The organism is Jezberella montanilacus (assembly GCF_003003055.1).
Classification (GTDB): domain Bacteria; phylum Pseudomonadota; class Gammaproteobacteria; order Burkholderiales; family Burkholderiaceae_B; genus Zwartia; species Zwartia montanilacus.
The window spans coordinates 296762-321944 of sequence record NZ_PVTV01000011.1; the positions used below are offsets into that span (position 1 = coordinate 296762).

General features: G+C 52.5%; 24 protein-coding genes and 1 pseudogene. 13 read left to right on the plus strand and 12 right to left on the minus strand.

Annotated features, from left to right (window positions below):
• The first annotated feature begins 16 nt into the window (after positions 1 to 16).
• Both BCM14_RS03030 and BCM14_RS03035 read left to right on the plus strand, forming a co-directional pair.
• Positions 17 to 2095, plus strand: a complete 2079-nt coding sequence (locus BCM14_RS03030) for a M3 family metallopeptidase (protein ID WP_106226510.1) — start codon at positions 17 to 19, stop codon at positions 2093 to 2095.
• Between the two features lie 41 nt (positions 2096 to 2136).
• Entirely contained in the window at positions 2137 to 2727 is a 591-nt protein-coding gene (locus BCM14_RS03035) for an SCO family protein (protein WP_375318464.1), read from the plus strand.
• A gap of 14 nt (positions 2728 to 2741) precedes the next feature.
• Here the strand turns inward: BCM14_RS03035 and BCM14_RS03040 are convergent, their stop codons facing one another.
• On the minus strand, positions 2742 to 2942 hold the full coding sequence (locus tag BCM14_RS03040; protein ID WP_106226512.1) for a heavy-metal-associated domain-containing protein: 201 nt from the start codon (positions 2940 to 2942) through the stop codon (positions 2742 to 2744).
• An 81-nt stretch (positions 2943 to 3023) separates the two neighbouring features.
• Between BCM14_RS03040 and BCM14_RS03045 the strand changes: the two genes are divergently transcribed.
• Positions 3024 to 5342, plus strand: a complete 2319-nt coding sequence (locus BCM14_RS03045; protein ID WP_259673389.1) for a heavy metal translocating P-type ATPase — start codon at positions 3024 to 3026, stop codon at positions 5340 to 5342.
• Here the strand turns inward: BCM14_RS03045 and BCM14_RS03050 are convergent.
• Both BCM14_RS03050 and BCM14_RS03055 read right to left on the minus strand, forming a co-directional pair.
• Positions 5339 to 5926: a nitroreductase family protein gene (locus BCM14_RS03050; RefSeq protein ID WP_106226514.1), complete on the minus strand. Its 588-nt coding sequence runs from the start codon at positions 5924 to 5926 to the stop codon at positions 5339 to 5341. The two genes, BCM14_RS03045 and BCM14_RS03050, sit on opposite strands and share 4 nt — an antisense overlap.
• A 120-nt stretch (positions 5927 to 6046) precedes the next feature.
• Positions 6047 to 6250, minus strand: a complete 204-nt coding sequence (locus tag BCM14_RS03055; protein WP_028816786.1) for a cold-shock protein — start codon at positions 6248 to 6250, stop codon at positions 6047 to 6049.
• A gap of 363 nt (positions 6251 to 6613) precedes the next feature.
• Between BCM14_RS03055 and BCM14_RS03060 the strand changes: the two genes are divergently transcribed.
• From BCM14_RS03060 to BCM14_RS03070, 3 genes are all read left to right on the plus strand, one after another.
• The gene (locus BCM14_RS03060; protein ID WP_106226515.1) at positions 6614 to 7909 is read left to right on the plus strand and encodes a D-amino acid dehydrogenase; all 1296 of its coding nucleotides are present in this window, start codon (positions 6614 to 6616) and stop codon (positions 7907 to 7909) included.
• Positions 7906 to 8970 (plus strand): alanine racemase, encoded by a 1065-nt coding sequence (gene alr / locus BCM14_RS03065; protein WP_106226516.1) that lies wholly within the window; start codon positions 7906 to 7908, stop codon positions 8968 to 8970. Before BCM14_RS03060 ends, alr begins: the two co-directional genes overlap by 4 nt.
• Positions 8971 to 9224: 254 nt before the next feature.
• Positions 9225 to 10517: a tyrosine-type recombinase/integrase gene (locus tag BCM14_RS03070; RefSeq protein ID WP_106226517.1), complete on the plus strand. Its 1293-nt coding sequence runs from the start codon at positions 9225 to 9227 to the stop codon at positions 10515 to 10517.
• Here BCM14_RS03070 and BCM14_RS03075 read toward each other — a convergent pair.
• Together BCM14_RS03075 and BCM14_RS03080 are read right to left on the minus strand one after the other, a co-directional pair.
• A complete protein-coding gene (locus tag BCM14_RS03075; protein WP_106226518.1) occupies positions 10514 to 11470 on the minus strand; it encodes a ComEC/Rec2 family competence protein in 957 nt (318 codons plus the stop codon). The two genes, BCM14_RS03070 and BCM14_RS03075, sit on opposite strands and share 4 nt — an antisense overlap.
• Positions 11467 to 12132: a hypothetical protein gene (locus BCM14_RS03080; RefSeq protein ID WP_106226519.1), complete on the minus strand. Its 666-nt coding sequence runs from the start codon at positions 12130 to 12132 to the stop codon at positions 11467 to 11469. Before BCM14_RS03080 ends, BCM14_RS03075 begins: the two co-directional genes overlap by 4 nt.
• A gap of 252 nt (positions 12133 to 12384) precedes the next feature.
• On the opposite strand from BCM14_RS03080, the gene BCM14_RS03085 reads away from it, so the two are divergent.
• The 7 genes and pseudogenes from BCM14_RS03085 (at position 12385) to xth (ending at position 17639) form a co-directional block, all read left to right on the plus strand.
• Positions 12385 to 13203 carry a type IV toxin-antitoxin system AbiEi family antitoxin domain-containing protein gene (locus tag BCM14_RS03085; protein WP_259673390.1) on the plus strand — a complete coding sequence of 273 codons (819 nt, stop codon included), beginning with the start codon at positions 12385 to 12387 and terminating at the stop codon, positions 13201 to 13203.
• Positions 13203 to 14045, plus strand: coding sequence for a nucleotidyl transferase AbiEii/AbiGii toxin family protein (locus tag BCM14_RS03090; protein WP_106226521.1), 843 nt, complete (start codon positions 13203 to 13205; stop codon positions 14043 to 14045). The genes BCM14_RS03085 and BCM14_RS03090 overlap by 1 nt, the downstream gene beginning before the upstream one ends.
• A 66-nt stretch (positions 14046 to 14111) precedes the next feature.
• Positions 14112 to 14969, plus strand: coding sequence for a ComEC/Rec2 family competence protein (locus BCM14_RS03095; RefSeq protein ID WP_106226522.1), 858 nt, complete (start codon positions 14112 to 14114; stop codon positions 14967 to 14969).
• A gap of 39 nt (positions 14970 to 15008) precedes the next feature.
• Positions 15009 to 15899 (plus strand): annotated as a pseudogene (locus tag BCM14_RS03100) (TraB/TrbI/VirB10 family type IV secretion system protein); the annotation flags it as partial.
• Positions 15896 to 16207 carry a DUF2274 domain-containing protein gene (locus tag BCM14_RS03105; RefSeq protein ID WP_106226523.1) on the plus strand — a complete coding sequence of 104 codons (312 nt, stop codon included), beginning with the start codon at positions 15896 to 15898 and terminating at the stop codon, positions 16205 to 16207. The pseudogene BCM14_RS03100 and the gene BCM14_RS03105, both read left to right, overlap by 4 nt.
• 169 nt (positions 16208 to 16376) lie before the next feature.
• The gene (locus BCM14_RS03110; protein ID WP_259673391.1) at positions 16377 to 16571 is read left to right on the plus strand and encodes a helix-turn-helix transcriptional regulator; all 195 of its coding nucleotides are present in this window, start codon (positions 16377 to 16379) and stop codon (positions 16569 to 16571) included.
• 291 nt (positions 16572 to 16862) lie between these two features.
• The gene (xth, locus tag BCM14_RS03115; protein ID WP_106226524.1) at positions 16863 to 17639 is read left to right on the plus strand and encodes an exodeoxyribonuclease III; all 777 of its coding nucleotides are present in this window, start codon (positions 16863 to 16865) and stop codon (positions 17637 to 17639) included.
• A 13-nt stretch (positions 17640 to 17652) separates the two neighbouring features.
• On the opposite strand, the gene BCM14_RS03120 is transcribed toward xth, so the two are convergent.
• The 7 genes from BCM14_RS03120 to BCM14_RS03150 form a co-directional block, all read right to left on the minus strand.
• Positions 17653 to 17994, minus strand: a complete 342-nt coding sequence (locus tag BCM14_RS03120; RefSeq protein WP_259673392.1) for an NIPSNAP family protein — start codon at positions 17992 to 17994, stop codon at positions 17653 to 17655.
• A 41-nt stretch (positions 17995 to 18035) separates the two neighbouring features.
• Positions 18036 to 19295 carry a DNA recombination protein RmuC gene (locus BCM14_RS03125; RefSeq protein ID WP_106226525.1) on the minus strand — a complete coding sequence of 420 codons (1260 nt, stop codon included), beginning with the start codon at positions 19293 to 19295 and terminating at the stop codon, positions 18036 to 18038.
• A gap of 100 nt (positions 19296 to 19395) precedes the next feature.
• Positions 19396 to 20013, minus strand: coding sequence for a LysE family translocator (locus tag BCM14_RS03130; RefSeq protein WP_106226526.1), 618 nt, complete (start codon positions 20011 to 20013; stop codon positions 19396 to 19398).
• Complete coding sequence (locus BCM14_RS03135) at positions 20010 to 21857, minus strand: M14 family metallopeptidase (RefSeq protein WP_106226527.1); 1848 nt, start codon at positions 21855 to 21857, stop codon at positions 20010 to 20012. The genes BCM14_RS03130 and BCM14_RS03135 overlap by 4 nt, the downstream gene beginning before the upstream one ends.
• Positions 21858 to 21866: 9 nt before the next feature.
• Complete coding sequence (locus BCM14_RS03140; RefSeq protein WP_106226528.1) at positions 21867 to 22712, minus strand: ABC transporter permease; 846 nt, start codon at positions 22710 to 22712, stop codon at positions 21867 to 21869.
• The gene (locus BCM14_RS03145) at positions 22709 to 23632 is read right to left on the minus strand and encodes an ABC transporter permease (RefSeq protein ID WP_106226529.1); all 924 of its coding nucleotides are present in this window, start codon (positions 23630 to 23632) and stop codon (positions 22709 to 22711) included. Before BCM14_RS03145 ends, BCM14_RS03140 begins: the two co-directional genes overlap by 4 nt.
• 22 nt (positions 23633 to 23654) lie before the next feature.
• Entirely contained in the window at positions 23655 to 25175 is a 1521-nt protein-coding gene (locus BCM14_RS03150) for an ABC transporter substrate-binding protein (protein ID WP_106226530.1), read from the minus strand.
• Positions 25176 to 25183: the final 8 nt, after the last annotated feature.

The window sequence follows — 25183 nt, forward strand, 5'->3', positions numbered from 1 at the left end:
TCAACAAAGGATCAACATGTCACTCAGACCCAATCCACTGGCATCGTTTGGACGGGATCTGATCGATTATGCGTCGATTACGCCTGAAGACATCAAAGAAGCAGTTGCTGCGTATTTAGTCCAAGCCCGCGAAGCTGTGACTGCAGCAGCTGACCCTAGCGTCGCAGCGACTTGGGCGACGATCGTTGAACCACTAGATAGAGCCTGCGGGCCTCTCTGGCGTGCTTGGTCGATCGCAGGCCACCTCAACGCGGTGGTCAACACCCCAGCGCTTCGCGATGCCTACAATGCAATGCTGGCACCGGTGACTGAGTATTCAACCTGGGTTGGATTGCATGAGGGTCTTTATCACCAGTACCAGCGCATGAAAACAAGCTCAGGCTTTGCGTCTCTGAGCGCTGCGCGCCAGCGGGTGATTGAGTTAGCGCTGAGAAACTTCAAACTAAGTGGCGTCGAGCTCAAAGGCGATGCTCGACAGCGCTATGCTGAAAACTCAGAGAAGCAATCACAGGTGTCGCAAAAATTCTCAGAAAATGTCCTGGATGCAAAGGACAAATGGTCACTGCTGTTAACCGAGGCGTCAAGACTTGAGGGTGTTCCGCAGGATGTGTTGGATTCACTCTACGACGAAGAAAAGCAAGCCTGGGTGGTCACGCTGAAAATGCCTTGTTATCTGCCGGTGATGCAATACGCCAAAGATCGTGATTTGCGACACACTTTGTACAAGGCCTATGCAACGGTTGCTTCGGAATTTGGTGAGGCAGCTTGGGATAATTCTGCCTTAATCGAAGAGTCTTTGCATTTGCGTGCAGCCGAAGCTGAGTTGTTGGGCTTCAAACACTTTGCCGAACTGCGTTTGCAAACGCGCATGGCAAAGAATGACGATGAAGTGATCAAATTCTTGCGTGAGCTCGCCGCACGAGCCAAGCCGTTTGCTGAGCGTGATCTTGCTGAGTTGCGCGCATATGCTGCCAAAGAACTCGCGCTGACAGATCTGCAACCATGGGATGTGCCCTTTGCCTCAGAGCATTTGCGCGAAACGCGCTACGCCTATTCAGAAGATGAGGTCAAACAGTATTTTACCGAGCCTCGCGTCTTATCCGGTCTGTTTGAAGTGGTCGAAAACCTGTTCGAAGTCAAACTGCATCCGATTGAATTCAGCCCCTGGCATGAGGATGCTCGTGCCGTTGAGGTGCTTAACAAACAAGGCGTGAAGGTTGGTTATTTGCTACTCGACTTGTACGCGCGCACCGGTAAACAAGGCGGGGCCTGGGTCGATAGCGAAAGGGCAAGGCACAAGCTGTCAGATCACATCGAATTGCCCATCATCAACCTCACTTGCAACTTTGCTAAGCCACAAGGGGATCGCCCTGCCCTCTGGACCCATGACGACGTGATCACGCTCTTTCACGAGAGTGGTCATGCACTGCATGCTTTGTTATCCGAAGTGGATGAGCCTGGGGCATCGGCTTTCGCGGCTGTTGAATGGGATGCGATCGAATTGCCATCCCAGTTTATGGAGAATTTCTGCTGGGAATGGTCGGTGCTTGAGCAATTGACCGCGCACATCGAAACAGGCGAGCCCTTGCCACGAGCGCTTTTCGACAAAATGACCGCTGCCCGTAATTTTCAGAGCGGGATGCAAGCAGTGCGTCAAATCGAATTTTCGCTCTTTGACATGCTGATGCACAACAAGCCAACCGGGCTTCCAATAAAGGCTGTGCTTGAGTTGCTCGAAGCGGTTCGCGCAGAAGTTGCCGTCCTGCGCCCACCGCCATGGCATCGATTTCCGCACAGTTTTTCGCATCTTTTTGCGGGTGGTTATGGTGCTGGGTACTACAGTTACAAGTGGGCAGAAGTTTTATCGGCTGATGCGTATGCTGCTTTTGAAGAAGCAGCCCTCGCTTCAAAGCATTCGGTGCCCACAACGACTTTGGATGCTGTCACTGGCGCAAGATTTAAAAAAGAAATTCTCGCCGTGGGTGGCCTCAGATCCGCGTCAGAATCGTTTAGAGCGTTCCGCGGCCGAGATGCCACGATCGACGCCCTCCTTCGTCACAGCGGGATGACCGAGGAAGTCGCAAGCCTGCCATGACAAGGTTGACCAAACTCGTCATGGGCATCAGGTTTTTGGTGATGATCTGGGTTTGCCTGACTCTGCTCGCTTGCTCAGAAAAACCCCCGGAATGGTCACTCTATGATGTGTCGGGTCACCTTCCAGATCTCTCTTTCAGTTTGCAAGCAGCAGGCAACCAAACACTGACACAAGAGGATCTAAATGGGAAAACAGTTTTGCTGTTTTTCGGATACGCCAGTTGTCCGGATATTTGCCCAACCACCATGGCGCAGTTGAGTCAGGTCGTTCAGGACTTGGGCGATGAGGCACGAGACGTGCGTATCCTTTTCATTAGCGTGGATCCTCATCGAGATAAACCTGACATGCTTCAGGCTTACGTTGACGCCTTTAATAAAAATGCAATTGGTCTGACGGGCGATGAGCAACAAGTTTCAGATTTGGCCAGACGCTATCGCGTGGCTTATCAAATTGAAAAACCAAAACCCGGTGACGATCCGAACAACTATGAGGTGACGCACAGTCGCGGTGTGTTTATATTTGATAATCTGGGCCATGCGAGACTGCTCGCATCTGACACTGAACAGACCGATGCCTTGACCAAGGATATTCGTCAGCTGCTTAAATTGACGCAATCCTCAAGCAAACACTAGACAGGCTCAAACACTCAAGACGCCTGACTGTGGAACCCCGCATCTTTGATCGCGTTTTCGATGTCTTGCGGGAGGTATTCACCGTCTACCTGAACCAGTTTCGTGGACAGATCGCATAAAACCAATGCGTCTGGTGCGACCGCATGGATCGCTTCAGTAATGCTCTTCACGCAATGCCCGCAAGTCATATCAGTTACGTTAAATTTCATCATCATGCCACCCCGTCTATTGCTTGTTTACAGGCGCCTGAAGAGAGCGCATCATAGGAGCTATTCAGACACTTATCGGACACCATCGTGACGTCACCACTTGCCCCACCCGTGGTCACTCAGGAGTTTGATTTAGCAATTAGCGGTATGACCTGCGCCTCGTGTGTCCTGCGTGTCGAGAAAGCACTAAGGGCCAACCCTGCTATTAAATCAGCCACAGTTAATCTGGCCACCGAGCGGGCACATATCGTACTAAACAGTGCTGATAACGCACGTCCTGAATCAGATGATAGCAGTAACGCTCAAGCTGTTATCTCGGCAATCGAAACAGTCACTCGTGCTGGTTATAGCGCCAAAAAGATTCTTCCAAATAGTCAAACCGCTAAAAATTTGAACGCGACCAGACTAGCCGAAGCGCAATCTTTGCAACGTTCATTTTTTCTGGCCGCCCTACTGACCTTACCTGTATTCGTTCTTGCCATGGGGGCTCACCTAGTCCCAGCAATGCACAGGTGGCTTCATCATAGCGTTGGCGATCAAATCAACTGGCTCATACAAGGCATCTTGACGACAGGGGTGCTAATCGGCCCTGGTCGAGTGTTTTTTATCAAAGGCATCCCTGCCTTGGTGCGCCTGGCGCCCGAAATGAACGCACTGGTCGCACTCGGCGCAGCGAGCGCTTGGGCGTATTCAGTCGTGGTGACGGTATTCCCGGCCTGGTTACCCGAAGAGGCTCGCTTTGTTTACTTCGAAGCGGCTGCAGTCATTGTGACGCTGATTCTTCTGGGGCGATTGCTTGAAATACGAGCCAAAGGTAAAACCGGGGCAGCAATCGAGCACCTCATTGGTCTGCAACCACGCAGCGCGATGGTTTTAAAAGAAGGCCAACCCACCAGCGTTTCAATTGAGCAGATTCAGGTCGGCGACACCATCATCATCAAACCAGGCGAAAAAATCCCGGTAGACGGAAAAATCAGCGAAGGCCAAGCCTATGTAAACGAATCGATGTTGACGGGCGAGCCACTACCCGTGTTCAAACAAGTGCATGACAAGGTGATTGGGGGATCGATCAATACCAACACAAGCTTCAATTTTATTGCCACGCACACGGGTAACGATACAGTGCTCGCTGGCATCGTCAATCTGGTCGAAAAAGCACAAGAAGCCAAATTGCCGATTCAAGCCCTGGTGGACCGCATCACCCTATGGTTTGTACCAGCGGTCATTGCTATTGCCCTGGCAACGCTAATCCTCTGGCTTACTTTTGATCCCCAACATCAGTTTGGTAACGCCCTCATACATGCCGTTGCCGTGCTCATCATTGCCTGCCCTTGCGCCATGGGTTTGGCAACGCCGACGTCCATCATGGTGGGGTCTGGCCGAGCCGCGGAGCTCGGCGTGTTGTTTCGACAGGGTGACGCACTACAAAGTCTCTGCAAAGCCGAGGTCGTTGCTTTCGATAAAACAGGCACGCTCACTATGGGCAAGCCAGTTTTGACGGACTTTGTTGTAGTTTCAGCGGATTACGACAGGCGAGCGCTACTCGCCTGGGCGGCCGCGATGCAGACTTACTCTGAGCATCCCATTGCCTTTGCCATCACGCAAGCTGCGAGCGTTGAGAAGTTGCTCTTACCTGCAGCGCAAGATGTTCAAGCAATTAGTGGGTCAGGGATACAAGCCAAAGTAGCTAAGCATGCCTTATTATGCGGTGCTGCTGCCTTGATGCAAGCCCGGGGAGTTGATATATCCCAGGTTTCGGTGCGAGCATCGGACTTCGCACAGGCCGGTAAAACACCCCTTTATCTTGCTGTAGATCAACAAATTGCTGCAGTGCTGGCTGTGGCTGATGAGATCAAGCCAGACGCGAAACGAGCAATTGATCAACTCATCTCAATGGGCCTGACCCCCGTCATGATCACAGGTGATAACGCACTGACGGCAAAAGCGGTGGCGGCGACCCTCGGTATCAAAGATAGTCGAGCTGAAATCCTACCAGAGGGTAAGGCAGCAGCGCTTAACGACCTGAGGCGCTCAGGTAGATCGCTCGCCTTTGTTGGTGATGGTATTAACGACGCACCTGCTCTTGCCACCGCAGACGTCGGCATTGCGATTGGCACGGGAACCGACGTTGCAATTGAATCAGCGGCTGTCGTCTTGATGTCAGGTCACCTGTCAGGTGTTGTGACTGCGATCGCTATATCAAGAGCGACCATGCGCAATATCAAACAAAACCTGTTTTGGGCCTTTGGCTACAACGTCGCCTTAATACCCATCGCAGCTGGCGTGCTCTACCCTCACTTTGGCATAGCGCTATCACCAATGTTTGCGGCGGCAGCCATGGCAAGCTCGAGCGTGTTTGTAATAACCAACGCCTTGAGACTCAAGCGATTTCGTATCGCTGACTAGACTTTGCCATCCCAGAAGTGGGTCATGGTCATCGGATCAGGACGCTGTGCCACCGGCAACTTCATCTTTGGTGTCCCCAGCGCTAAGAAACCGACAAAGCGATAGTCCAGGGCATCGAAGCCCAACGCTTCGGGGACCTCGTCCGTGTAAGTACCCAGACCAGTGCTCCAATAAGAAGCGAATCCAAGCATATGAGCCGCGTTCTGGATGTTCATCACTGCAGCGCCCATCGACAGGGTCTGCTCAATTTCTGGCACCTTGTCATTATCGTGAGAAACTTTATACGCTAAGCCAAGGAGCATGGGCACATCACCCAACCATTTCCGCATATTCTGTTCTTTCTCTGGCGTAATCTCGCGTCCTGAACGGCGGGTAGCATCAATCGCGAGGTTCGTCAGCGCGGCGATGTACTGTTGTGTGACGACAGCAAACCGCCAGACGCGCATCGCGGCATGATCTGGGGCACACATTGCTGTTTGCAGAATTTGTGCCAACTGCTCACCAGTCGGCGCTGGCGCGACAACCAGCTTTTGTGATCGGCGGCTAGTTAAATAGTCGATAGGTGCTATGGTTGATTCAGTCACGTGACGGATCCTATTTACGAGCGTTTAAAAAATCGGAACGTTAAAAAACCCAGCGACACCGAAGCGAGGCTGGGTTAATCATCACCGATCTGTCAGACAGACCGGCGATTCAAACCAAAATTACAAAACTTGAATGTTGGTCGCGCTGGGGCCTTTGGCGCCCTGACCGATTTCAAAGCTGACTTTTTGGTTTTCTTCAAGTGTTTTGTAACCACTTGAACGAATCTCTGAGTAGTGAGCGAACAGATCTTTGCCGCCGCCATCAGGCATGATGAAACCATAACCTTTTTCGGCGTTGAACCACTTAACGACACCAGTTGCCATTTGAACTTCCTTGATAAGTAAAAAAACGGGCAAAAAATACCCAACGTGCTAGATGGTCAAGGAAGGGATAGCCATTATGTATTACCACTAAGGGCGACAGATCTGGGACAAAAACCACGTCGCTTGAATATCTTGCCCATTGAGTGTATGGGTGAAGACAACAAGAGTCAATTGTTTCTGTGATTATTTTCTCAAAACACCCGAAATATTTAACTTTTAATCAGTTTGTTGCTTTTTTCTCTGCAAAAACCTGGTTCTGCCGAGCAAAAAACGGGAACCTCGGTTTTTACGACATGAATACAGAAAAATTCACTAGGTGACTATCCCTACACTTCTCATATCGACTCACAACAGGTGAACCATATGAAAGTCATCGTTTTAGGCGCTGGGGTTGTTGGCACAACCACTGCATATTATTTGGCCAAAGCGGGTGCGGATGTGACGGTCATCGATAGACAGACTGGGCCAGCAGAAGAGACAAGCTTCGCCAATGCTGGGCAGATATCGCCAGGCTATGCAACGCCTTGGGCTGCACCTGGGATCCCACTCAAGGCAATTAAGTGGATGTTTCAAAAGCATGCACCCCTTGCTATTCGACTGGACGGCAGCCTTTGGCAATTGCAGTGGATGCTCAGTATGCTGCAGAATTGCAATTCGGCTCACTACGAGACCAATAAAGAACGAATGATGCGCGTTGCTGAATACAGCCGCCATTGCCTGCAAGCGTTGCGAGCCACGACGGGGATTCAATACGAACAACGCACGGGCGGCACACTGCAAGTGTTTCGTACGGATGCTCAACTAGAGGCGGTTAAGCTAGACATGAAAGTCTTGAGCGAATTGGGTGTGCCTCATGAACTGTTGACAGGCCAGCAACTGGCACAAATCGAACCAGGCTTAGCGTATGCCAAAGTCCCCCTTGCTGGGGGACTGCATCTTCCCCACGACGAGACGGGCGATTGTCATCTGTTTACAACCCAGCTTGCTGAGATGGCCCGTGATCTGGGTGTTCAGTTTGCTTTTAATCAGAGCATTCAAAGCATTCAAACGGCCGGTACTCAGATCACCGGTGTGGTTGTTGATGGGATGGTCAAGACAGCGGATCAATATGTCTTGGCGATGGGCAGTTATTCACGTCAAGCTTTGCTGCCGCTGGGGATCAAGCTGCCCGTTTATCCCGTCAAAGGCTACTCGCTGACAGCACCCATTATGGATGAATCACAGGCACCCCAATCAACTGTGCTGGATGAAACGTATAAAGTGGCCGTTACTCGCTTTGATCAACGAGTCAGAGTGGGTGGCATGGCTGAATTAGGCGGCTTTGATCTGCGATTAAACCTCGATCGCCGTGAAACGCTAGAAAAAGTGGTCAACGAACTGTTCCCGGGTGCAGATAGCCGTCATGCAAGCTTTTGGACTGGCCTTCGTCCCATGACGCCCGATAGTACCCCTGTCATTGGCGCCACTCGTTATAACAATCTTTACCTCAATACTGGGCACGGCACGCTTGGCTGGACCATGGCCTGCGGTTCGGGCAAGCTAATTGCAGATTTAATGACACAGCAACGCCCAGAAATTAGTACGGATGGCTTAGCCATTGATCGTTACACCCAGCAGCAACGAGCTATCTCTCTCAAACCCCAACCGGTGAATGCATGACCCGACCGTCCTCCGCGCAGATTGATCTGACAGCTTTACGAAATAACTATCAAGTCGCGCGTCGACTACACGGTGGTCGAGCTTTGGCTGTGGTCAAAGCAAATGCCTATGGACATGGTGCGATTGCCTGCGTCCAGTCTCTGCAATCGGTCGCTGATGGCTTTGCTGTCGCTATTCCTGGCGAGGCCTTTGAACTCAGGGCGGCAGCGATTCATTCTCCTATTCTTGTCATGGAAGGTTTTTTTGACGCTGAAGATCTTAGGTGTATTGTTGAACAAAACATCTGGACGGTCATCCATCAGAACAGTCAAATCGACCTGCTTGAAGCTGCGGATTTGCCAGCTAATAGCCTGCATGTTTGGTTGAAGGTCGATTCGGGCATGCACAGAGCTGGTTTTTCGCTTGACGAGATTCAGGCCATCTATCACCGCATCAAGCGTTGCTCAGCCGTCGCATCCCTGACGTTGATGACGCACTTTGCCCGATCTGATGAGCCAGACAGTGATGCAACGGCAAGGCAGATTGCGTCCTTTGATCGCGCGACCGAGGGATTAGCTGGCGACCGAAGCCTGGCCAACTCAGGTGGGGTTTTAGCGTGGCCGGCTGCCCGACGTGATTGGGCGCGCGCGGGAATCATGATTTATGGCGCAGATCCCATACCAGAAGCGGGCAACGATTTAAAGCCTGTTATGACGCTTAAAAGCCAGATCTTCGCTGTACGCAATATCGCCGCTGGCGAGCCCGTTGGGTACGGTGCCAAGTTCATTGCCAGCCGACCCACTCGAGTAGGGTTGGTCGCGATTGGTTATGCAGACGGCTATCCCCGCGGCGCCCCCAACGGCACACCAGTATCGGTAGATGGCAGACTGACACAGCTGATCGGACGAGTATCGATGGACATGCTGACTGTGGATCTGACCGATCTGCCAGAGGCCAGAATTGGCAGTCGTGTCGAGTTGTGGGGTAATCAGATAGACATCAATCAAGTGGCTCAGCTAGCTGGGACGATCTCTTATGAACTGCTTTGTAATGTGAAGCGTGTCACTAAAATTTACATCTAGACAATGACCCGACTCAGCGTAATCGCCTCTACACTTCCAAGATATTTGCTCATAAAGAATCTCTCATGCAACTCGCCACCTGAAGTGTGCATTGATGTTTCAAGCGATCTCATAATTTCTCAAAAACACCTAAAACATCAATTACATCAATAACTTAGCGTATCATATCGTCTCATTCCGTTTATAGAAACTTCTTGGAATCTTGATCGATTGGGGGTATCGTTGGGGGTATCAATTCAAGGATACCCCCAGATATGCTGTCCACACTAAAGGTCAAATCCGCCAAACCGGAAGCGCGCGCGTACAAGCTCGCCGACAGCGGTGGGCTGTATCTTCTTGTACAGCCCAACGGCTCTAAGCTGTGGCGCTACAAGTTCCGCGTCTGCGGCACGGAGGGACTGAAGGCGCTGGGCGCCTTTCCCGAGATTGGTCTTGCAGAAGCACGCGGACTGCACACCGATGCCCGGAAGCTTGTGGTCCAGGGTATCAATCCCATACAAGCCCGGCGCGACGAGAAGATCGTCCAGGCGCAGGATCAATTGGAGCGCATCAATGGAGTATTCGCCACCGTCGTGGCGGATTGGAACGTAGCAACGGCGGCGGACCTAAAGCCGTCCACGGTAAGACAACGCAAGCGCGAAATCGACAACGATCTGCTGCCAACGCTCAAGAGTCGCCAAATCGGCAGCATCACACGCTTGGAACTCACCGCGCTGCTCAAAGGCGTCGAGAAACGTGCGCCCGAAGTGGCGCGCAATCTGCGCAATCACTTGTGGGGAGTGTTCGAGTACGCCATCGATTCTGGCCTGATCGAGAACAACCCGGTGCCACCCGTGCGCGTAATGAAGAAACGCAATCAGAAAAACCACCCTGCTCTGTCCGACAAGCAGATCGGCGATTTTCTGCGGACGCTGGATAACTCGGGCAGGATTAACGAGGAAACGCGCATCGCCATGGTGTTGGTGCTTCTGACTGCCTGCCGCAAGGCCGAAGTCATCGAAGGCCGATGGGATGAAGTGGATTTGGCAGGTGCCCAGTGGGAAATTCCGGCTTCACGGATGAAGGCGAAGCGTGCGCATTGGATTCCACTGCCTCCGCAGGCAGTAGCGTTGCTCACCCGCTTACGCGAGCTCGTGCCAGCCGACCGGGAGTACCTGTTCCCGAACCGAGTGGACCCGCGCCGGCCGATGGCCAACCGCAGCTTGAATGCCTTGATGGAGCGGCTGGGACTCAGCGGCATAGGTACGCCGCACGGCATGCGAGCATCGTTCAGTACCTATTTCAATAGCATCGGTGGGAACATCGACGTGATCGAGCACTGCCTGGCGCACGTGCCGGCAAACGCGGTACGCGCAGCCTACAACCGCCATGCGTACCAGGATGAGCGGCGCGCAATGCTCCAGCAGTGGGCGGACTATCTGGATCGGCTACGCCAGGAACGACCAAGTTCCGAGCACGAATCCGTCACGCCCGTCAAAAAAACCGAGAAAACGCCCAAGCTCGCCGCAAAACCGAAGGCTGGCCGCGTTCTTATCGATGCCATTTAAGGAAGCCCTTTGAAACCTGGTCGATAGAGGTTCCTAAGCGTATCGGCGTTCATTGATAGCCAGTGGCTCTTCCGCGTCACGAAGTCGCGTTCCGATGAAATCTTTGTTGAGTTCGCAATCAAATTCACGGCGCGGAATTTATGCGAGTGAGGCGCAAGTGATCGAATGATCACGTCACCTGTCTTGGTTGTCATGATAGGAATTCCAAGATCGAACAGCCTCTGACGAACCTCCGGCTTGGGATGGTCAAACTGGTTGCTATGTTGGCTGCTGCAAATCGCGATTTTTGGCTGAGTGGCTTCGAGAAACGTTTTCGAGTTAGTTGGGCAATCCGCACCATGATGTGCAAGTAGCAAAACGTCCACTTCACGCTTGAAAATCTTGCAGCGACGAAGGTATGCTCCAAGATTTACATCCTCGACATCACCCAAGCTGGCGACATTAAAACAGCCCCGTCGAAAAAGTTTGATGGTCGAATTGTTGTTTGATTCGCCATCGAACAAGTATCGAGGGTGATACAGAACATCACGATATGCCAACTCCTCCGTGCTCTTTAAACTTTTGACGTAATCCGGATTGATTGCAATGCATGTCACCGATCGGCCCTGATTTCGCGCCGCTGTCTGATAACTTTGGATAATTTTCAAGCACTGCTTGGCGGTATCCGAGTGCGGTGGATAGCCGGGATATTCAACAGTTGTCGGCTTGTAACCTGAAAGTATTTCTTCCAGGTCAGCCATCGCGCAGTGATCTTGATCCCATCCAGTAATGTGCAACACATCAATAACTGCTTTGCCACATTCCTTTAATTCTTGATCAACATTGGGACGGCTGATATCTGTCAAGCGCGCTTCGATGAGCGTAAAGCGCCCGTCGGCGAAAAGTGAAAAAGAAGAGCCTGCCTGCCCTAGTTGATAGGCGCGGAACCGGGTTATGACAGATCGGGCAGTCATTTCTTCTTCCGCCCGTCATCAGCCACTTCGACCGCCAAAACGTTTTGCACGAATCGGATACCTGTGTTTCGAGCAGACAATGCAAGCCATACAAACTGGACGACGAGCCCGCCTAAAAGCATGGCTTGAAGACTTAACGGGATACCCGCCAACGCACCGGCTACCCAAGTAACGATGGTGATCAGAACAGTCAAACTTGCCGAATCACGAAATAAGAGAAATCGCTTGTGAGCATCGCTGACGCTCACGTTCGACTGATGCTTCTGATACAAGCGGTACCAAGTGGCATTTTGATCCCTTGGACTTTGCGGAAACTCTCCGACCTTGGCCTTCAAGGCCGCTAGATCGATTCTTGCATCGACCTCCGCGTATTTGCTAAATGCACGGTGCCCCGGCAATACATCTTTGAGTCGCCAGAAGACAATCGAGGCCTTAGCGTCCGAAGAAAACAAGTCGTTTAGAAAAACAGCGATGAGCGGGCCAGTAGCGGCAAGCAAGATTCCTCTGATGAATGCCGAGTGGGCAAGTTCCGTGAGAGATGCTTGGGTAAATGCGAACCCGGTCAAAACCAGAGTCACTGTCACAACATCGGCGGCCACCAGCAACCAGATGGCTTTGCTGTTTTGCGTCTTTAGCGAGGGCGAACGCTCAGTCTTTGCCATTTACTCGAACTCCCGGCAATGATCTGCCGCAGACTGAGCCATGTACTGGTCTGGATTGTGGACACTGACGGTCATTGAGCACTCCTTTTTCGGTGCAGCCTATGGCGACTTTCGCCTTTGAATTTTCATTGTTACATTTTACGCTTAATTCGTCTCCTATGGGGAGACAAGCTTGCCAGCGGATATCGTTAGTGTTATATTTACTGTACATTACGTTTCTTTTAGGGGCGCAAACTGAGCGCAAAATATCACTTGCAAACTAAGACGCTAGGCCCACGGGCAGCACAGCTCCTCACTGAGCTGAATGAACTGCGCCGTTCCACATTCACTTTGGCAGATGTCGGCTCGATCACCGGCTTGTCGGCTGCGGCGGCCCGCAATCTCGTGCACAAGGCGCAGCAGCGAGGCTTGGTGACGCGACTGAAGCCCGGTTTATACAATCTCGTCCCCTTCGAACTCGGCCGGGCCACTGAGCACATCGACAGCCCGTACCTGATCGCGCGCGAACTCGCCGGTGCCGCGCCCTACTTCCTGTCGCACGGCACAGCGCTTGAACTGCACCGCATGGTGACGCAGCCGAACTTCACAGTGTACGTGTCATGTACGCGGCGCGTGCGTCCGCAGACGGTCGGCGGCTATGACTTTCGGTTTGTCCACATCACTGCGGAACAACAATTCGGGGTGATGAAGCACTGGATCGACAAGGAGCGCTTCGTGATGATCAGCGACATGGAGCGCACGATCATCGACGGACTCCGGCACCCGGCATTTGTCGGCGGCATTACTGAAGTTGCCAAGGGCTTGTGGATGAAGCGGGACGTACTGAAGGTCGAACGGCTGGTGGACTACGCACGACGCCTCGGCGTCGGCGCCGTCGTGCGACGCCTCGGCTACCTGCTGGAACACTATGGCCTGGCCGATGCGTCAGTGCTGGAACCATTGCACGGCATGCTGACGGCAACGTACCAGCGCCTTGATCCACTGCTCCCCCCCGAAGGGGCATTTCTCTCACGTTGGCGGCTCCAGCTCAACGTGACTCCTGAAGAACTCGATACCGTGAGGCTTGGCTAATGATTCCACAACGCAATATCTCCTTGATCTCGAACACGCTGATGAGCGCCGGCGGCCGACGCATCCCAGAGGCCGTCATCGAACGCGATTACGTACTGGCTTGGTTCCTGACCGGTCTGGCCGGACATCCGCTGCGCGAGGTGCTGGCATTCAAAGGTGGCACGGCCCTGCGACGTTGCTGGTTTGAGGACTATCGGTTTTCGGAAGACTTGGATTTCACATTGACCCGTCCGATCACCCTTGCAGATATCCTTGATGGGTTGGGCGAAATCTTTGCGGCGGTTGAGACCGCCTGCGGCTTGCGGATCGCTTTCGACCGCGAAGACCGCCATAGCCACCAGAACAGCCACACGTTTTATCTTCGCTACCAGGGGCCGCTGCCCGCTGCAAACGACGTGAAGGTTGATATCACGATCACCGAAGTCCTGTGCTTCCCTCTGCAAGATCGCCCGATTCATCGCACTTACCACAGCTTTGACGATTTACCCGAAGGGCCAACCGTGAAGGTCTACGCCATCAAGGAAATCGTGGTTGAAAAGCTGCTGGCCTTGAGCGACCGGGCGCGTAATGAGCCGCGCGACTTGTACGACCTCTGGTATCTGTTCGGCTCTACCGACTTGCGCGTTGCTGAAATGCGCGCCGAACTCGACACCAAGTTGGCGCTGCGGCAGCGCGTCGTTGCAGGCATGGAGCAAGCAATCGCCGCCAAGGAAGATCGTTTGCGGCGACTCTGGACTGCCCGCCTCGCGCACCAGATGAATCAACTGCCACCGTTCGATGATGTCTTTCGGGAAGTGCTGCGTGCTGTTCGCACCGCCGACTTACCGAAGGCGGGCGGCTGATCGGTTAGCTCTTCACACGCAACATCAAAATCTAGAGAAACAACCAAGTTTAAAGAAGGATGAGCTATGCCTGGTCAAATGGTTCTGCGAATCTGGGATGTCGCCCACGGCGCGTGCGCCATGCTGACCCACCACCATGACGGTCGCGATGGCCGCATCGCGATGATTGATTCGGGAAGCACGGTTGGCTGGAATCCCAGCACCTGCATTCGCAACGGTTTGGGGCGCTCAACGCTGGACTACTTGTTCATCACGAATGCTGACCAGGATCACATGGACGACTTGCAAGGGTTGTGGGACCAGAATATCGCGGTGACGACACTGCTCCGCAACCCCAGCTACACCGGCGAAGATATGAGACGACTCAAGCGGCAGAGCGGGCCGCTCACCAATGATGCGCAGCGGTACACGTCTGCCTGCGAGGTCTACAACCAGCCCGTGACCGAACCATTCAACGCCTACATGGGCGGCATCACGGCGACCACCTTTTGGAACAACTACCCTGCTTTCCAGAGCACGAACGATCTCAGCCTGGTGATCTTCATTCAGTACGCAGGTGTGAAGATACTATTTCCCGGCGACTTGGAGAAGCCCGGCTGGAGGGCATTGCTGCAGCGTCCAGATTTTTGCGCCGAGCTGCACAACCTTGACTTCCTCGTGGCATCTCATCACGGGCGCGAGAACGGTTTCTGTCCTGAACTATTCAACTATTGCCGCCCCGATGCTGTGATCATTTCAGATAAGCCCATTGAACATGAGACTCAACAGACGGTGCCCGACTACCGCGCGGTGATAGGGCGCGGGGTACCTGTCAGAACGACCAACAAGAGGAGACACGTGCTCACGACGCGGCGCGACGGCTGGATACAGATCACAGTTTTCGACAATGGTTGGTACGCGTTCGATACGGAAAAGCGAGGGTAGGTACCGAGGTCATATTTGCAGTAGCGTAATGCGGGAACACCCGCGCAGACCGGGCGCATTGCGCAGCCAGGCGATGTCGAAGAGGCGGCACGTTCGGGGGTTTTCTTTCGCAGCGGAGCGGTCAAGGCAGCGCCGTCGTCCACTGCGAGTACGGCCATGCCCGATCCAGTATCGGGCAACCAGCCATTCAATCCGATGACCCCTGCGGTCGCATCGGCGCAACCGACTGACCCGACGGCGGTGCAAAACCGGCAGGATCAGAAGCAGGCGTTTGTCGCCAATGGCGGCGACACCGCCACCCGCAATCCGGCCAGCTTGCAACTGCCAGCCTCTCCCTACCAGGTGATGGCGGGCACCATCATCCCGGCAGCACTGGTAACGGGCATCAATTCCGACCTGCCGGGACAGGTCATCGCCAACGTCACCGAGTCGGTCTACGACACGGCGACAGGTCGCTTCCTGCTGATTCCGCAGGGCTCACGCCTGATCGGCCGCTATGACAGTCAGGTGTCATTTGGTCAGCGGCGCGTGTTACTGGTGTGGACACGGTTGATCCTGCCCGATACCTCATCCATTTCGCTCGACCGCTTGCCCGGCATCGACCCGGCGGGTTATGCCGGACTGGAAGATGGCGTTGATTGGCATTGGGACCGCATCCTCGCCGGTGCTGCGTTGTCCACGCTGCTCGGAGTCGGTGCCGAACTGGCTGCGCCTGATCGAACCGGCAGCGATAGCAAAATCATCATCGCCACGCGCCAGAGTGGGCAGGACACAGTGAACCAGGTCGGTCAGGAGATCACCAAACGCAATGTGAGCATCCAGCCGACGCTTACTATCCGGCCCGGCTTCCCAATGCGGGTTATGGTGAACAAGGATCTGATCCTGCGGCCGTATCAGCCGCTGTTCTTCCAGAGGGGATCGTCGCAATGAGCATATCCACCAACAAGCTGCGGCTGGGGCCGCTGCCCAAGACCGCGACCATCAAGGTCACTTTCGCCTGCACGAGTGCGCTCAAGACGGAGTTGGACCGATATGCGGCGTTGCATGCGAAGACCTTCGGCGAGCCAATCGACACCGCCACGCTGATCCCGCACATGCTGGAAGCATTCATGGAGCGTGATCGAGTGTTCAAGCGATCCAGTCGGTCGGGCCAATCCAGCCCCCTGATCATCCATGCCAAGCCAACGCATCATGTGAGCGATTCGGATACACCTGAACCAGTTCATTCGAAGAAATGAAAAATACGCTGGCTGGCTTCGCCACAGTACGCCTACGTGAGTTTCCAGTCGAGACCTTCTGAGTCAATCTGAGGGCATGGTCACTTTCTCAGGATTCGCCATGTCTCTCGCACAACCTGCCGACCACTACGGCCGTAACATACCGATGGTGGCCCCGGCATTCTTCCGCATGGCCGACGTGATACGCATTACTGCGTTAAGCCGCGCCACCTTGTACCGACGCATTGCAGAAGGGAAATTCCCGCCACCCGTTCATCTCGGGGGACGGGCATGCGGCTGGACGCCGACAGCGCTCCAAGCCTGGGTCGATGATCCGGCAGGCTATTCGATCGCCATTGCCCCATCCCAACACCTGGCCGAGTGAAATTGGCTTACCGCCCAGGCGGCCAGACTCATACCGCAATTTGCACACGATTGCTATGTGATGATGGGATAATGCGACACATAGCGTTACAACCGCTGCCCCGAAGACTCATCGGGCATCGTTGCGCTGAGAAAATCGTGGTACGTATCTGTAGCAGCCGGCGTGCGTCACGCAAGCCGGAACCCACTCAATAAGCCGTGTTTCAGGTCAAATTCATTTGGGGGTATGCGTGGGGGTACTATCAAAGCAGAAGAAAATTAAATTCAATATAATCAATTACTTACTTGAATAATGAAACTCGCCACCTGGAACGTCAACTCCCTTAAAGTCCGTCTGCCTCAGGTCCTCGACTGGCTGGCAGCTAATCCCGTAGACGCGCTGTGCTTGCAGGAGTTAAAGCTCGATCAAGATAAGTTCCCGCTGCAAGCGTTCACAGATATCGGTTATCACGCCGACTGGGCAGGTCAAAAAACCTATAACGGGGTCGCCATCTTATCCAAAGTGGCTGGCACAGAAATCGTTAAAAACATCCCGGGCTTTGAGGATCATCAACAGCGAGTGATTGCGACCACCCTGCCCTACGGAGAATCGACCATCAGGGTGATCAGTGCTTATTGCCCAAACGGCCAATCGCTTGATAGCGACAAGTATCAATACAAGCTAGGCTGGTATGCCGCCTTTAAAGCCTGGCTGGCAGAAGAAATCAAGCAACATGAGCGCGTTGCGGTGCTAGGCGACTACAACGTCGCCCCGGCCGACGAAGACGTTCACGATCCGGCTAAATGGGTTGGACAAGTCTTGGTGTCTGAACCTGAACGTGAAGCATTCAGAGAACTCATCAATCTGGGCTTAACCGACTCATTCAGACTCTTTGAGCAAGCGCCTAAATCGTTTAGCTGGTGGGATTACCGCATGAACGGTTTCAAGCGCAACGCCGGGGTGCGAATTGATCACGTCCTGTTATCAAAGGTTCTCGTCCCACACTGCACCGCTTGTATCATTGATAAAGCACCACGGGCAAATGAACAGCCTTCTGATCATACGCCCGTTGTCGCCACCTTAGTTTGAGCAAGACAAGCAATTACGGATGCGGACCCCAAGGTGCTGCCAGCATTAATTTGTTTTCTTGATGCTTGAGCAAAGGCCGCAGTTGCTTTGCAAAAGCCATGAACTGATCATCACCGAAAACACCGTTCCAGAAACTGCGGCGATCTGCGTCGTCGTCGAATTTCCAGAGATGGATGATCTCGTTGATCGCGCCAATATCACCCGTGAAATAGCCAACCAGCTTTTGCGGATGCTTTGCCAGCGCTGGCCAGCCCAGCGATTTGTATAGCTCGGTCACTTCACCCATTTTGCCGACCACAACACTGTATGTGCGTAATTCATAAATAGCCATATTGATGTCCCCTTTTTTTGTCATGAATGATTTTGGCTAATTTAGATTACCCCAAGCATGGCTGATCACTCAAGAGGATTGTGATCAGTCTCGTGCAATAAGCCAGCAGGCATTGACTTCGTCGGTTTGACCCCTAATTGCTGGAGTTTCTGTGCCTGATAAACCAAAGAACCTCTGCCTGTCAGTTTCGTGTGCGCCGATTCGTAGCTTGCTTGAGTCTGTTTGATTCGATCACCGATTTTTTCCAGATCAGCAGCAAAAGCGGTGAATTTGTCGTAAAGCACGGCACCTTGTTTAGCGATATCCTGCGCATTAGCACTCTGCTCTTGCTGTCGCCACAGATGGGCAACCGTGCGAACCACAAACAGTAAAGTCGATGGGCTTACCAACAATACATTCTTTTCCCACGCGTCCATGAACAGTTCGCTGTCGTGGGTGACGGCCAGCATAAAGGCGGGTTCAATTGGGATAAACATCAAGACAAAATCAAGTGACTTCAATTGATACAAGTCTTGATAATTCTTGGGTGACAGGCCTTTGATGTGCGCACGAACAGAATCCAGATGCAGCTTGGCGGTGGCCTCGCGATCTCTATCGTCTGCCGCCAAGGCATACTTCTCGTAGGCAGTCAGAGACACCTTGGCATCCACCACCAGATGACGGTCTTCAGGCAAATGGATCACGACGTCGGGCTGCAGGCGACTCCCGTCTTCAAGCGTGTGGCTTTGCTGAACGTCATACTCATAACCCTTGCGCAGACCAGAGTTCTCAAGCACACGAGCAAGAATCATTTCACCCCAGTTACCTTGAGTTTTGTTGGATCCCTTCAGTGCGCTGGTCAGATTTTGAGCCTCGTCACTGAGCTGTTTGTTCATTGCCATTAGCTCGCGTACTTGAGCAGCCAAGGCGCCGCGTTGAACGTTCTCGTCAACGTATGACTTTTGCACCTGCTCCTGGAAATCTTTAAGTTTGGTTTGCAGTGGCTCAAGAATTTGCCCGATGTTCGTTTTATTCTGCTCGGTAAAGCGTTGCGACTTGTCTTCAAGAATCTCTTGCGCGAGTGTTTTGAAGCGGTTGGACATGTCATCTTTGGCCTCTTGCAAAAACGTCAGGTTTTTTGCGGCTTGGGTGCGCTCAAACTCGAACTGTTTACGTTCGGCATCGAGCTGACTGGCTAACCGAATGACTTCACCGCTCAGCTCTGCACGGATTGTTGCTTCTGCAAGTTTCACGTTAGCCGTGATACGGCCATTAACAAGTACCCAGGTGAACCCCGCACCGAAAATCAGGCCCACAGCAAGAAAGAGCAGATCAAGTAAGTTCATATAGTTTGGCAAATAAAAACAGTGTGATTTAGTTATAGTTTACTTAGTGGCTCGTAGCGTGATAGCGCTTTACTTCTTGGCTTTAATGCCTGGCTTTAGATTAGCCAAAATTCAAATCAACAAAAGCAGTGAACAGACCCAGGGCGACAAAAGCACCCCCTGTTAGGTATCGGCCAATGGTTCGGCCTCGCTGCGATGAGGCAAAATCAGGCTTGATCTTATTTGCCAGCAACACATAGCTCGCATCTGTTAGTGCTGCAGTGATCACAAAAATAAAACCCAGCAGGATAGTTTGCACTATCACATGGTCGTGATCCTGCAAAAACTGTGGCAAAAATGCGGTGTAAAAAACGGTGGTCTTAGGATTTAAAAGTGCGACTAGAAATCCGTCTTTGAAAATTTGTTGATCCGACTGTTGTTTGAAACTTGCGGTTGCCTCGGCTGGAGCATGATTAAGCCAGGCGACAAGACCCATGTAAACGAGATAGGCTGCGCCCACGTACTTGATCACGATGAAGGCCCAGGAAGACATTGCGAAAATGCCAGCTAATAAAAACGAAGCGAAAATGGCGTTGCCTAAATTACCCACTGCCACGCCCGCCACTGAGACGAGACCACCACGCCTGCCTTGAGACAGGGTTCTGGTGATGACATAAAAAACCCCGGGCCCCGGGGTGACGGCCAACACAATACTTGCAAGCAGAAACGTCAAAATCATTGTGTGGGATCCGACATCAATTGCCACCAAATCGTGCTGGCAAGTTTGACTGTCTCGGTATGCACTTCATGAGCAAAGGTGAACGCTTCGCCATAAATCGTTTCATCGGGGATTTCAGTCACGATGACGACACCTGGGGTTTGTTTGTCGTTTCGGGTAAACAGGCAGGGGATGCCGCGCTTGACCTCAAAGGGTACAGGGCCTGAATACGTTTCATAACGCTTAAGTTGTTCAGCGTTATAGGCGGATAAGCCCGGAACAGCGGCCAAGCCCTCAACTAATTTATCGAGCAATATGGCCGCCTTTTCCTGCCATCCGTCACGGTAACGCACGATCAGAAAAAAGCCTTTGGGCACGCTCCAGAGTTCGAAGCCGCGCGGCAGGTAGCCGCTGAAGGGTCTGGTCCATTCGTGTGCGGGGTAACCGTGCAGACTAAGATGCAATTGTGCATCCGTTACGCATAAAGCGTGCATACGACCTTGACGCTCGAACCAGGGAGCTCTTTCACGGTACTCTTGATCATCACCGAGAGCGGTGTAGCGTGCTGCATGATTGATGTGGCGTGGATGGATCGCGCAGTATTCGTGAAACAGTTGATAACCGTCGGGGTTTTCGAGCGGGACAACCGCAAAATTTGCCTCGGCGACGCTCTCCAACCACTGGGCACCGCGCAAGGCACCCACTACTCCAGTCGATTCGTTGGCGTGCTGACCACCTGTCACGACAATACCGGGAAGCGAGCCTGGCCGATGCTTGCCATGCAGTGTTCTGCCTTGCCAGGATTCAAACGCGAAGGCGTCACCGCTAATATGGTTGAGCGCATCATCTACTTGCCGATGCGTTAAAGCCTGATCAACTGCACCCAGCGCCCCCGAAGCACTAACGTCAGCCAACTTGGCCGGAAGAGCGATTAAGGGTTCGATCGACCCTTTCGTCTCGAAACAAGTGATCTGAATCGAGACTTCATTTATCCCAATGGCTGATCCATCACCTGCACCGGTCACCCTAATATCGGGCACGATTTGCCCTGGCTGCAAGCCTCGATCACCGGTCGGTCTGCCCGAATAATGCTGAAAGAATTCAAGAATCGAGAAGTACAAATCTTCATGCAAAGCTTCGTAGGTGCTCGCCAAAAAATCCTGCTTCGCGCTGAACACCTCGGATCCAGGCAAGTCCACTCTGATATGCAGACGCTCGAAATAAGGCTCGTGTGTGCCCCAAGCATGATCCTTGATCGCTTGCATAATCGAATGATAGGCAAGCTGGATTTCAGTGTGCAGGGCGAGTGACTGCAACACGTGCCCAGTCGTCTTATTCATCACCTTGAGATATCCGGTCGGTGCCAAGGTGTCGATGTTTAAATGATCTTTAAAACTCTCGTTAGGTGCAAAAACGGTAAACGAACGGGTCGCACCATCCTCATAGGTAAATCGCACCTGATACTGATGCTCAGCCGAAGGGGCCAGAGCAACCCAACTAAGGGGGACCTCAGGGCACAGCAAATCCAAAGGATACGCTTCAGACAAAAACCGTAACCGATCTGTGACAGGATCAACAGGATAGCTAATCTCGATAGAAGCAAGGTTTTGATCCAGACCGGTCGCGTGAACCTCTTCAATAAACCAATGCAAAAGCGGCTTATAAGCACTACGGATAAGGACTTGAACGCCCAAGGCATTGAACTGTTCGGTTAAGGCCTGCCGAGCAAATGCTCCCTCGTACAACCATAATTCGATTGCCTTATCCTGCCAGGAATGCGGATCCTGTTTGATTTGCTCGACCAATAAGGAGCCAGTGGTGGCAATGTCCTGCTGATAAATGATGGTCTTGGCCGATTCAATCATCCCAATGCCTCAATTTTGGCTGGTTGGATCAGTTTTATCTCGCAACCAATCACCGAGCAGGTTTAAGCCGAGCACACACGACATGATGGCAAGGCCTGGAAACACACTCACCCACCAAGCTGTCTGCAAATAATTACGCCCATCGGCAAGCATGCCGCCCCAACTTGGGGTGGCTGGATCAACCCCCAAACCCAAGAAAGTCAGGCTACTTTCAAGCAAAATATTGTGGGCGATATTCAAGGTCATCAAAACGATGATTGGGCCCAACAAGTGAGGTAACAAATGCCTCCAGATGATTAAGAAATCACCCACACCAATCGCCCGAGCCGCAACAATGAATTCGCGCTCACGTAAGGTTAAGACTAATCCTCGCACCAAGCGAGCATATTGCACCCACTGTGAAATAATCATAAAAAAGATAATGTTAAACAAGCCACCCCCCAGAATCGAGATAAAGGTGATGGCGATCAGAATAAACGGAAGCGCCAATTGGATATCGGCACAACGCATCAGGATGATTTCCCAAATGCCCCGGTAATAACCAGCGATCAGACCGATAAAAACCCCCAATACAGACGCTCCTGCCACCGATACTAAGCCCACAGTGAGCGAAACACGCCCCCCAACCGCCAAACGCGCCAATACGTCTCGACCCAGTGGATCTGTCCCCAGCATATGCAACCATGACTGAAACGGCTTCTGCAACCGTGCCGCCAGATCCATGCCCATGCCTTCATCCGGAAATATCCATCCCGACAAAACCACCAGCGCAAAAAGACCACCTGTTAACCAGGCACCGAGCGCTAACTCAAGTGAGACACGCGGCCTGATCCCTGCCGACACTTGCTCGCTCATTTGATACGCACCCTTGGGTCAACCAAGCCATAGACAATATCCGTGAGCAAGTTCACGGTCACAATCAACAACGCAAGAACCGTCACCGTTGATTGCAAAACAGGGTAATCGCGCCCAGAGATCGCCTCAAAAGCCAGGGTACCAAGTCCTGGCCAGTTAAAGACTTTTTCAACAACTACAATCCCGCCGATCAGGCTGCCGAACTGCAAGCCAATAAAAGTGATCAACGGGATTGCACAATTACGTAACGCGTGCTTGTATAAAACAACTTTTTCACGCAAGCCTTTGCTGCGGGCCACCGTGATGTACTGAGCTGACAAAGTCTCAAGCATCGCGGTTCTGACCAGACGTACGTTTGTCGCAGTCAAAATAATTCCCATTGTGATCGCAGGCAATACCAAGCTCGACAAACCATCCATCCCTGAGGGAGGAAAAATCGGGATCGCAATTGAAAAAATAAGCACCAGCATGATTGCCAGCCAGAAGTTAGGAAAAGACAATCCCACTAAGGAGACAATTCTAATAAGCTGATCCGACCAACCGCCTTTGTTCACCGCAGCTTGAATGCCGAGTGGAATCGACAACAACAAGGATAAAAACAAGGAGCAAAAGGTCAAAGCTAACGTGGCTGGAAGGGCATCGCCGATTAAAAGCGTGACCGACGTACCGCCGAGGAAGCTGCGCCCGAAGTCACCGTGCATCAGGGCGTAAATGAAGCTTAAATACTGTTGCGCGAAAGGCTGATTGAGCCCAAGACCTTGACGAATATTGATCAAGTCTTGCTCAGTCACGCTGCCAGCGCCCTGAATGAGCATGAGGGCAGGATCGCCCGTCATACGCACAGCCCAGGAAACCAACAACGTCACCACAAAAACAACAAATACCGTTTGCAATAACCGCTTAGCGATGAACCCGGTCAATTGACTTCACCCGAATACATCATTACTGAATGGATTCGTTGATAAAGCGAAACCGACCATCTGCGGGCAAGGTCAGGTTTTGAACTCGTTTGTTAATCCCATATATCGTGTTCAAGCTATACAAGGGCATTTCTAAAGCCTGATCGGAGACGTACTGAGCGATTTCTCGCAAGGTCTTTTGACGGGCCTGTTGATCGTAGGTGTCTCGCTGAGACTCAAGCAACTTATCAAGCGCTGCATCTTTGTCATATGGGTTCCAACGCTGACCACTGTGGTACATCGCGTAGGCAGTGTTGTCATAATCGAAGGTCCAACCGCCCCACTGGTTCTGCCACATTTCACCGGTTTTGCCGTTAGGGATGATGTCATTCAGTAGCACTGACGTCTCGTAACCCTTTAAGTTAGCTTTGATTCCAACCGCTTGCAGATAACCTGCAATAGCTTGTGCCACTTCACGGAAGTTGCTGTCAGGGCCACGGAAATCAATCTGGACGGCAGCGCCAGCCGGTACACCAGCAGCTTGTAACAACTTCTTAGCACCAGCCGGATCAAACGGTACAGATTTGAGTGCAGGATCAAAACCGAAAGATAGCTTGCCCTGAAAACTTGCGACTTGCTCGGCATTACCACCCAGAATCTGGCTGACAATAGTCGACCGATCAACCGCCATGACAAGCGCTTTACGCACGTTCACATCTTTGGTGATGCCTTCTTTCGTGTTAAAGCGAAGCGCCAGAGTGACGGGCCCGTTAATGCTCGCCACTTTTAGCTTGGCGTCTTTGGCGACCACATCAAGCATACTGGTTGGGATCGTTGTTGCGATGTCCAAACGGCCCGCTTGCAACTCGGCTACCTGAGTTGCTGGCTCGGTGATGAAGCGATAAACCAGACCATCAAGCTTCGGTGCACCATCCCAGTAATCAGCGTTACGAGCAAGTGTCAAACTGACTTTGGGTTTGTATTCAACAAACTTGAAAGGCCCGGTTCCAACAGGATTGGCGTTAAAAAACTCGTCGCCCTTCTCTGTCAAATATTTGGGCGGGACGATCATGCCACCATATCCAGCCAGTTTGGTGAGCAAGACTGGATCTGCTCTGGACAACAGGAAATCAACGGTAAAGGGGTCAATGACTTTGACTTCTTTAATCGCGTTGTAATTCGATTGCTGTGCGCCCTTTGCACCTTCAGGACCGAGCAAACGATCAAATGTGAATTTCACCGCCTCAGCGTTAAACGGCTCGCCGTTGTGAAACTTCACGTTCTGACGCAATTTGAAGCGGATTCTTGAATCTTTGTCCAACATCTCCCACGAGGTTGCAAGGCCAGGTACCAGCTTCATGTCAGCCGTGCGCATCGTCAGGCCATCATAAATCTGACTGCCAACGCCGCCCCAGGTAACTAAAAAGGTATCAATCGGATCCCAGCTACCCGGATCACCTGCGCTTGCAGCAATACTAAGCGTGCCTGCAGCGTGGCTAGCGGGCGCAACCGCAACACCCAGAGACAACAGGCCAGCAAAGACAGCGTATTTGAAAGGAATCATCAAGAAAT

Bases quoted from the DNA above. Each gene is read 5' to 3' on its own strand.
- BCM14_RS03070 (WP_106226517.1), top strand. From the start codon at position 9,225: ATGCTGTCCACACTAAAGGTCAAATCCGCCAAACCGGAAGCGCGCGCG.
- BCM14_RS03125 (WP_106226525.1), bottom strand. From the start codon at position 19,295: ATGAACTTACTTGATCTGCTCTTTCTTGCTGTGGGCCTGATTTTCGGT.
- BCM14_RS03130 (WP_106226526.1), bottom strand. From the start codon at position 20,013: ATGATTTTGACGTTTCTGCTTGCAAGTATTGTGTTGGCCGTCACCCCG.
- BCM14_RS03060 (WP_106226515.1), top strand. From the start codon at position 6,614: ATGAAAGTCATCGTTTTAGGCGCTGGGGTTGTTGGCACAACCACTGCA.
- alr (WP_106226516.1), top strand. From the start codon at position 7,906: ATGACCCGACCGTCCTCCGCGCAGATTGATCTGACAGCTTTACGAAAT.
- BCM14_RS03150 (WP_106226530.1), bottom strand. From the start codon at position 25,175: ATGATTCCTTTCAAATACGCTGTCTTTGCTGGCCTGTTGTCTCTGGGT.
- BCM14_RS03075 (WP_106226518.1), bottom strand. From the start codon at position 11,470: ATGACTGCCCGATCTGTCATAACCCGGTTCCGCGCCTATCAACTAGGG.
- BCM14_RS03030 (WP_106226510.1), top strand. From the start codon at position 17: ATGTCACTCAGACCCAATCCACTGGCATCGTTTGGACGGGATCTGATC.
- BCM14_RS03040 (WP_106226512.1), bottom strand. From the start codon at position 2,942: ATGATGATGAAATTTAACGTAACTGATATGACTTGCGGGCATTGCGTG.
- BCM14_RS03140 (WP_106226528.1), bottom strand. From the start codon at position 22,712: ATGAGCGAGCAAGTGTCGGCAGGGATCAGGCCGCGTGTCTCACTTGAG.
- BCM14_RS03055 (WP_028816786.1), bottom strand. From the start codon at position 6,250: ATGGCAACTGGTGTCGTTAAGTGGTTCAACGCCGAAAAAGGTTATGGT.
- BCM14_RS03090 (WP_106226521.1), top strand. From the start codon at position 13,203: ATGATTCCACAACGCAATATCTCCTTGATCTCGAACACGCTGATGAGC.
- BCM14_RS03080 (WP_106226519.1), bottom strand. From the start codon at position 12,132: ATGGCAAAGACTGAGCGTTCGCCCTCGCTAAAGACGCAAAACAGCAAA.
- xth (WP_106226524.1), top strand. From the start codon at position 16,863: ATGAAACTCGCCACCTGGAACGTCAACTCCCTTAAAGTCCGTCTGCCT.
- BCM14_RS03120 (WP_259673392.1), bottom strand. From the start codon at position 17,994: ATGACAAAAAAAGGGGACATCAATATGGCTATTTATGAATTACGCACA.
- BCM14_RS03110 (WP_259673391.1), top strand. From the start codon at position 16,377: ATGGCCGACGTGATACGCATTACTGCGTTAAGCCGCGCCACCTTGTAC.
- BCM14_RS03035 (WP_375318464.1), top strand. From the start codon at position 2,137: ATGATCTGGGTTTGCCTGACTCTGCTCGCTTGCTCAGAAAAACCCCCG.
- BCM14_RS03135 (WP_106226527.1), bottom strand. From the start codon at position 21,857: ATGATTGAATCGGCCAAGACCATCATTTATCAGCAGGACATTGCCACC.
- BCM14_RS03095 (WP_106226522.1), top strand. From the start codon at position 14,112: ATGCCTGGTCAAATGGTTCTGCGAATCTGGGATGTCGCCCACGGCGCG.
- BCM14_RS03105 (WP_106226523.1), top strand. From the start codon at position 15,896: ATGAGCATATCCACCAACAAGCTGCGGCTGGGGCCGCTGCCCAAGACC.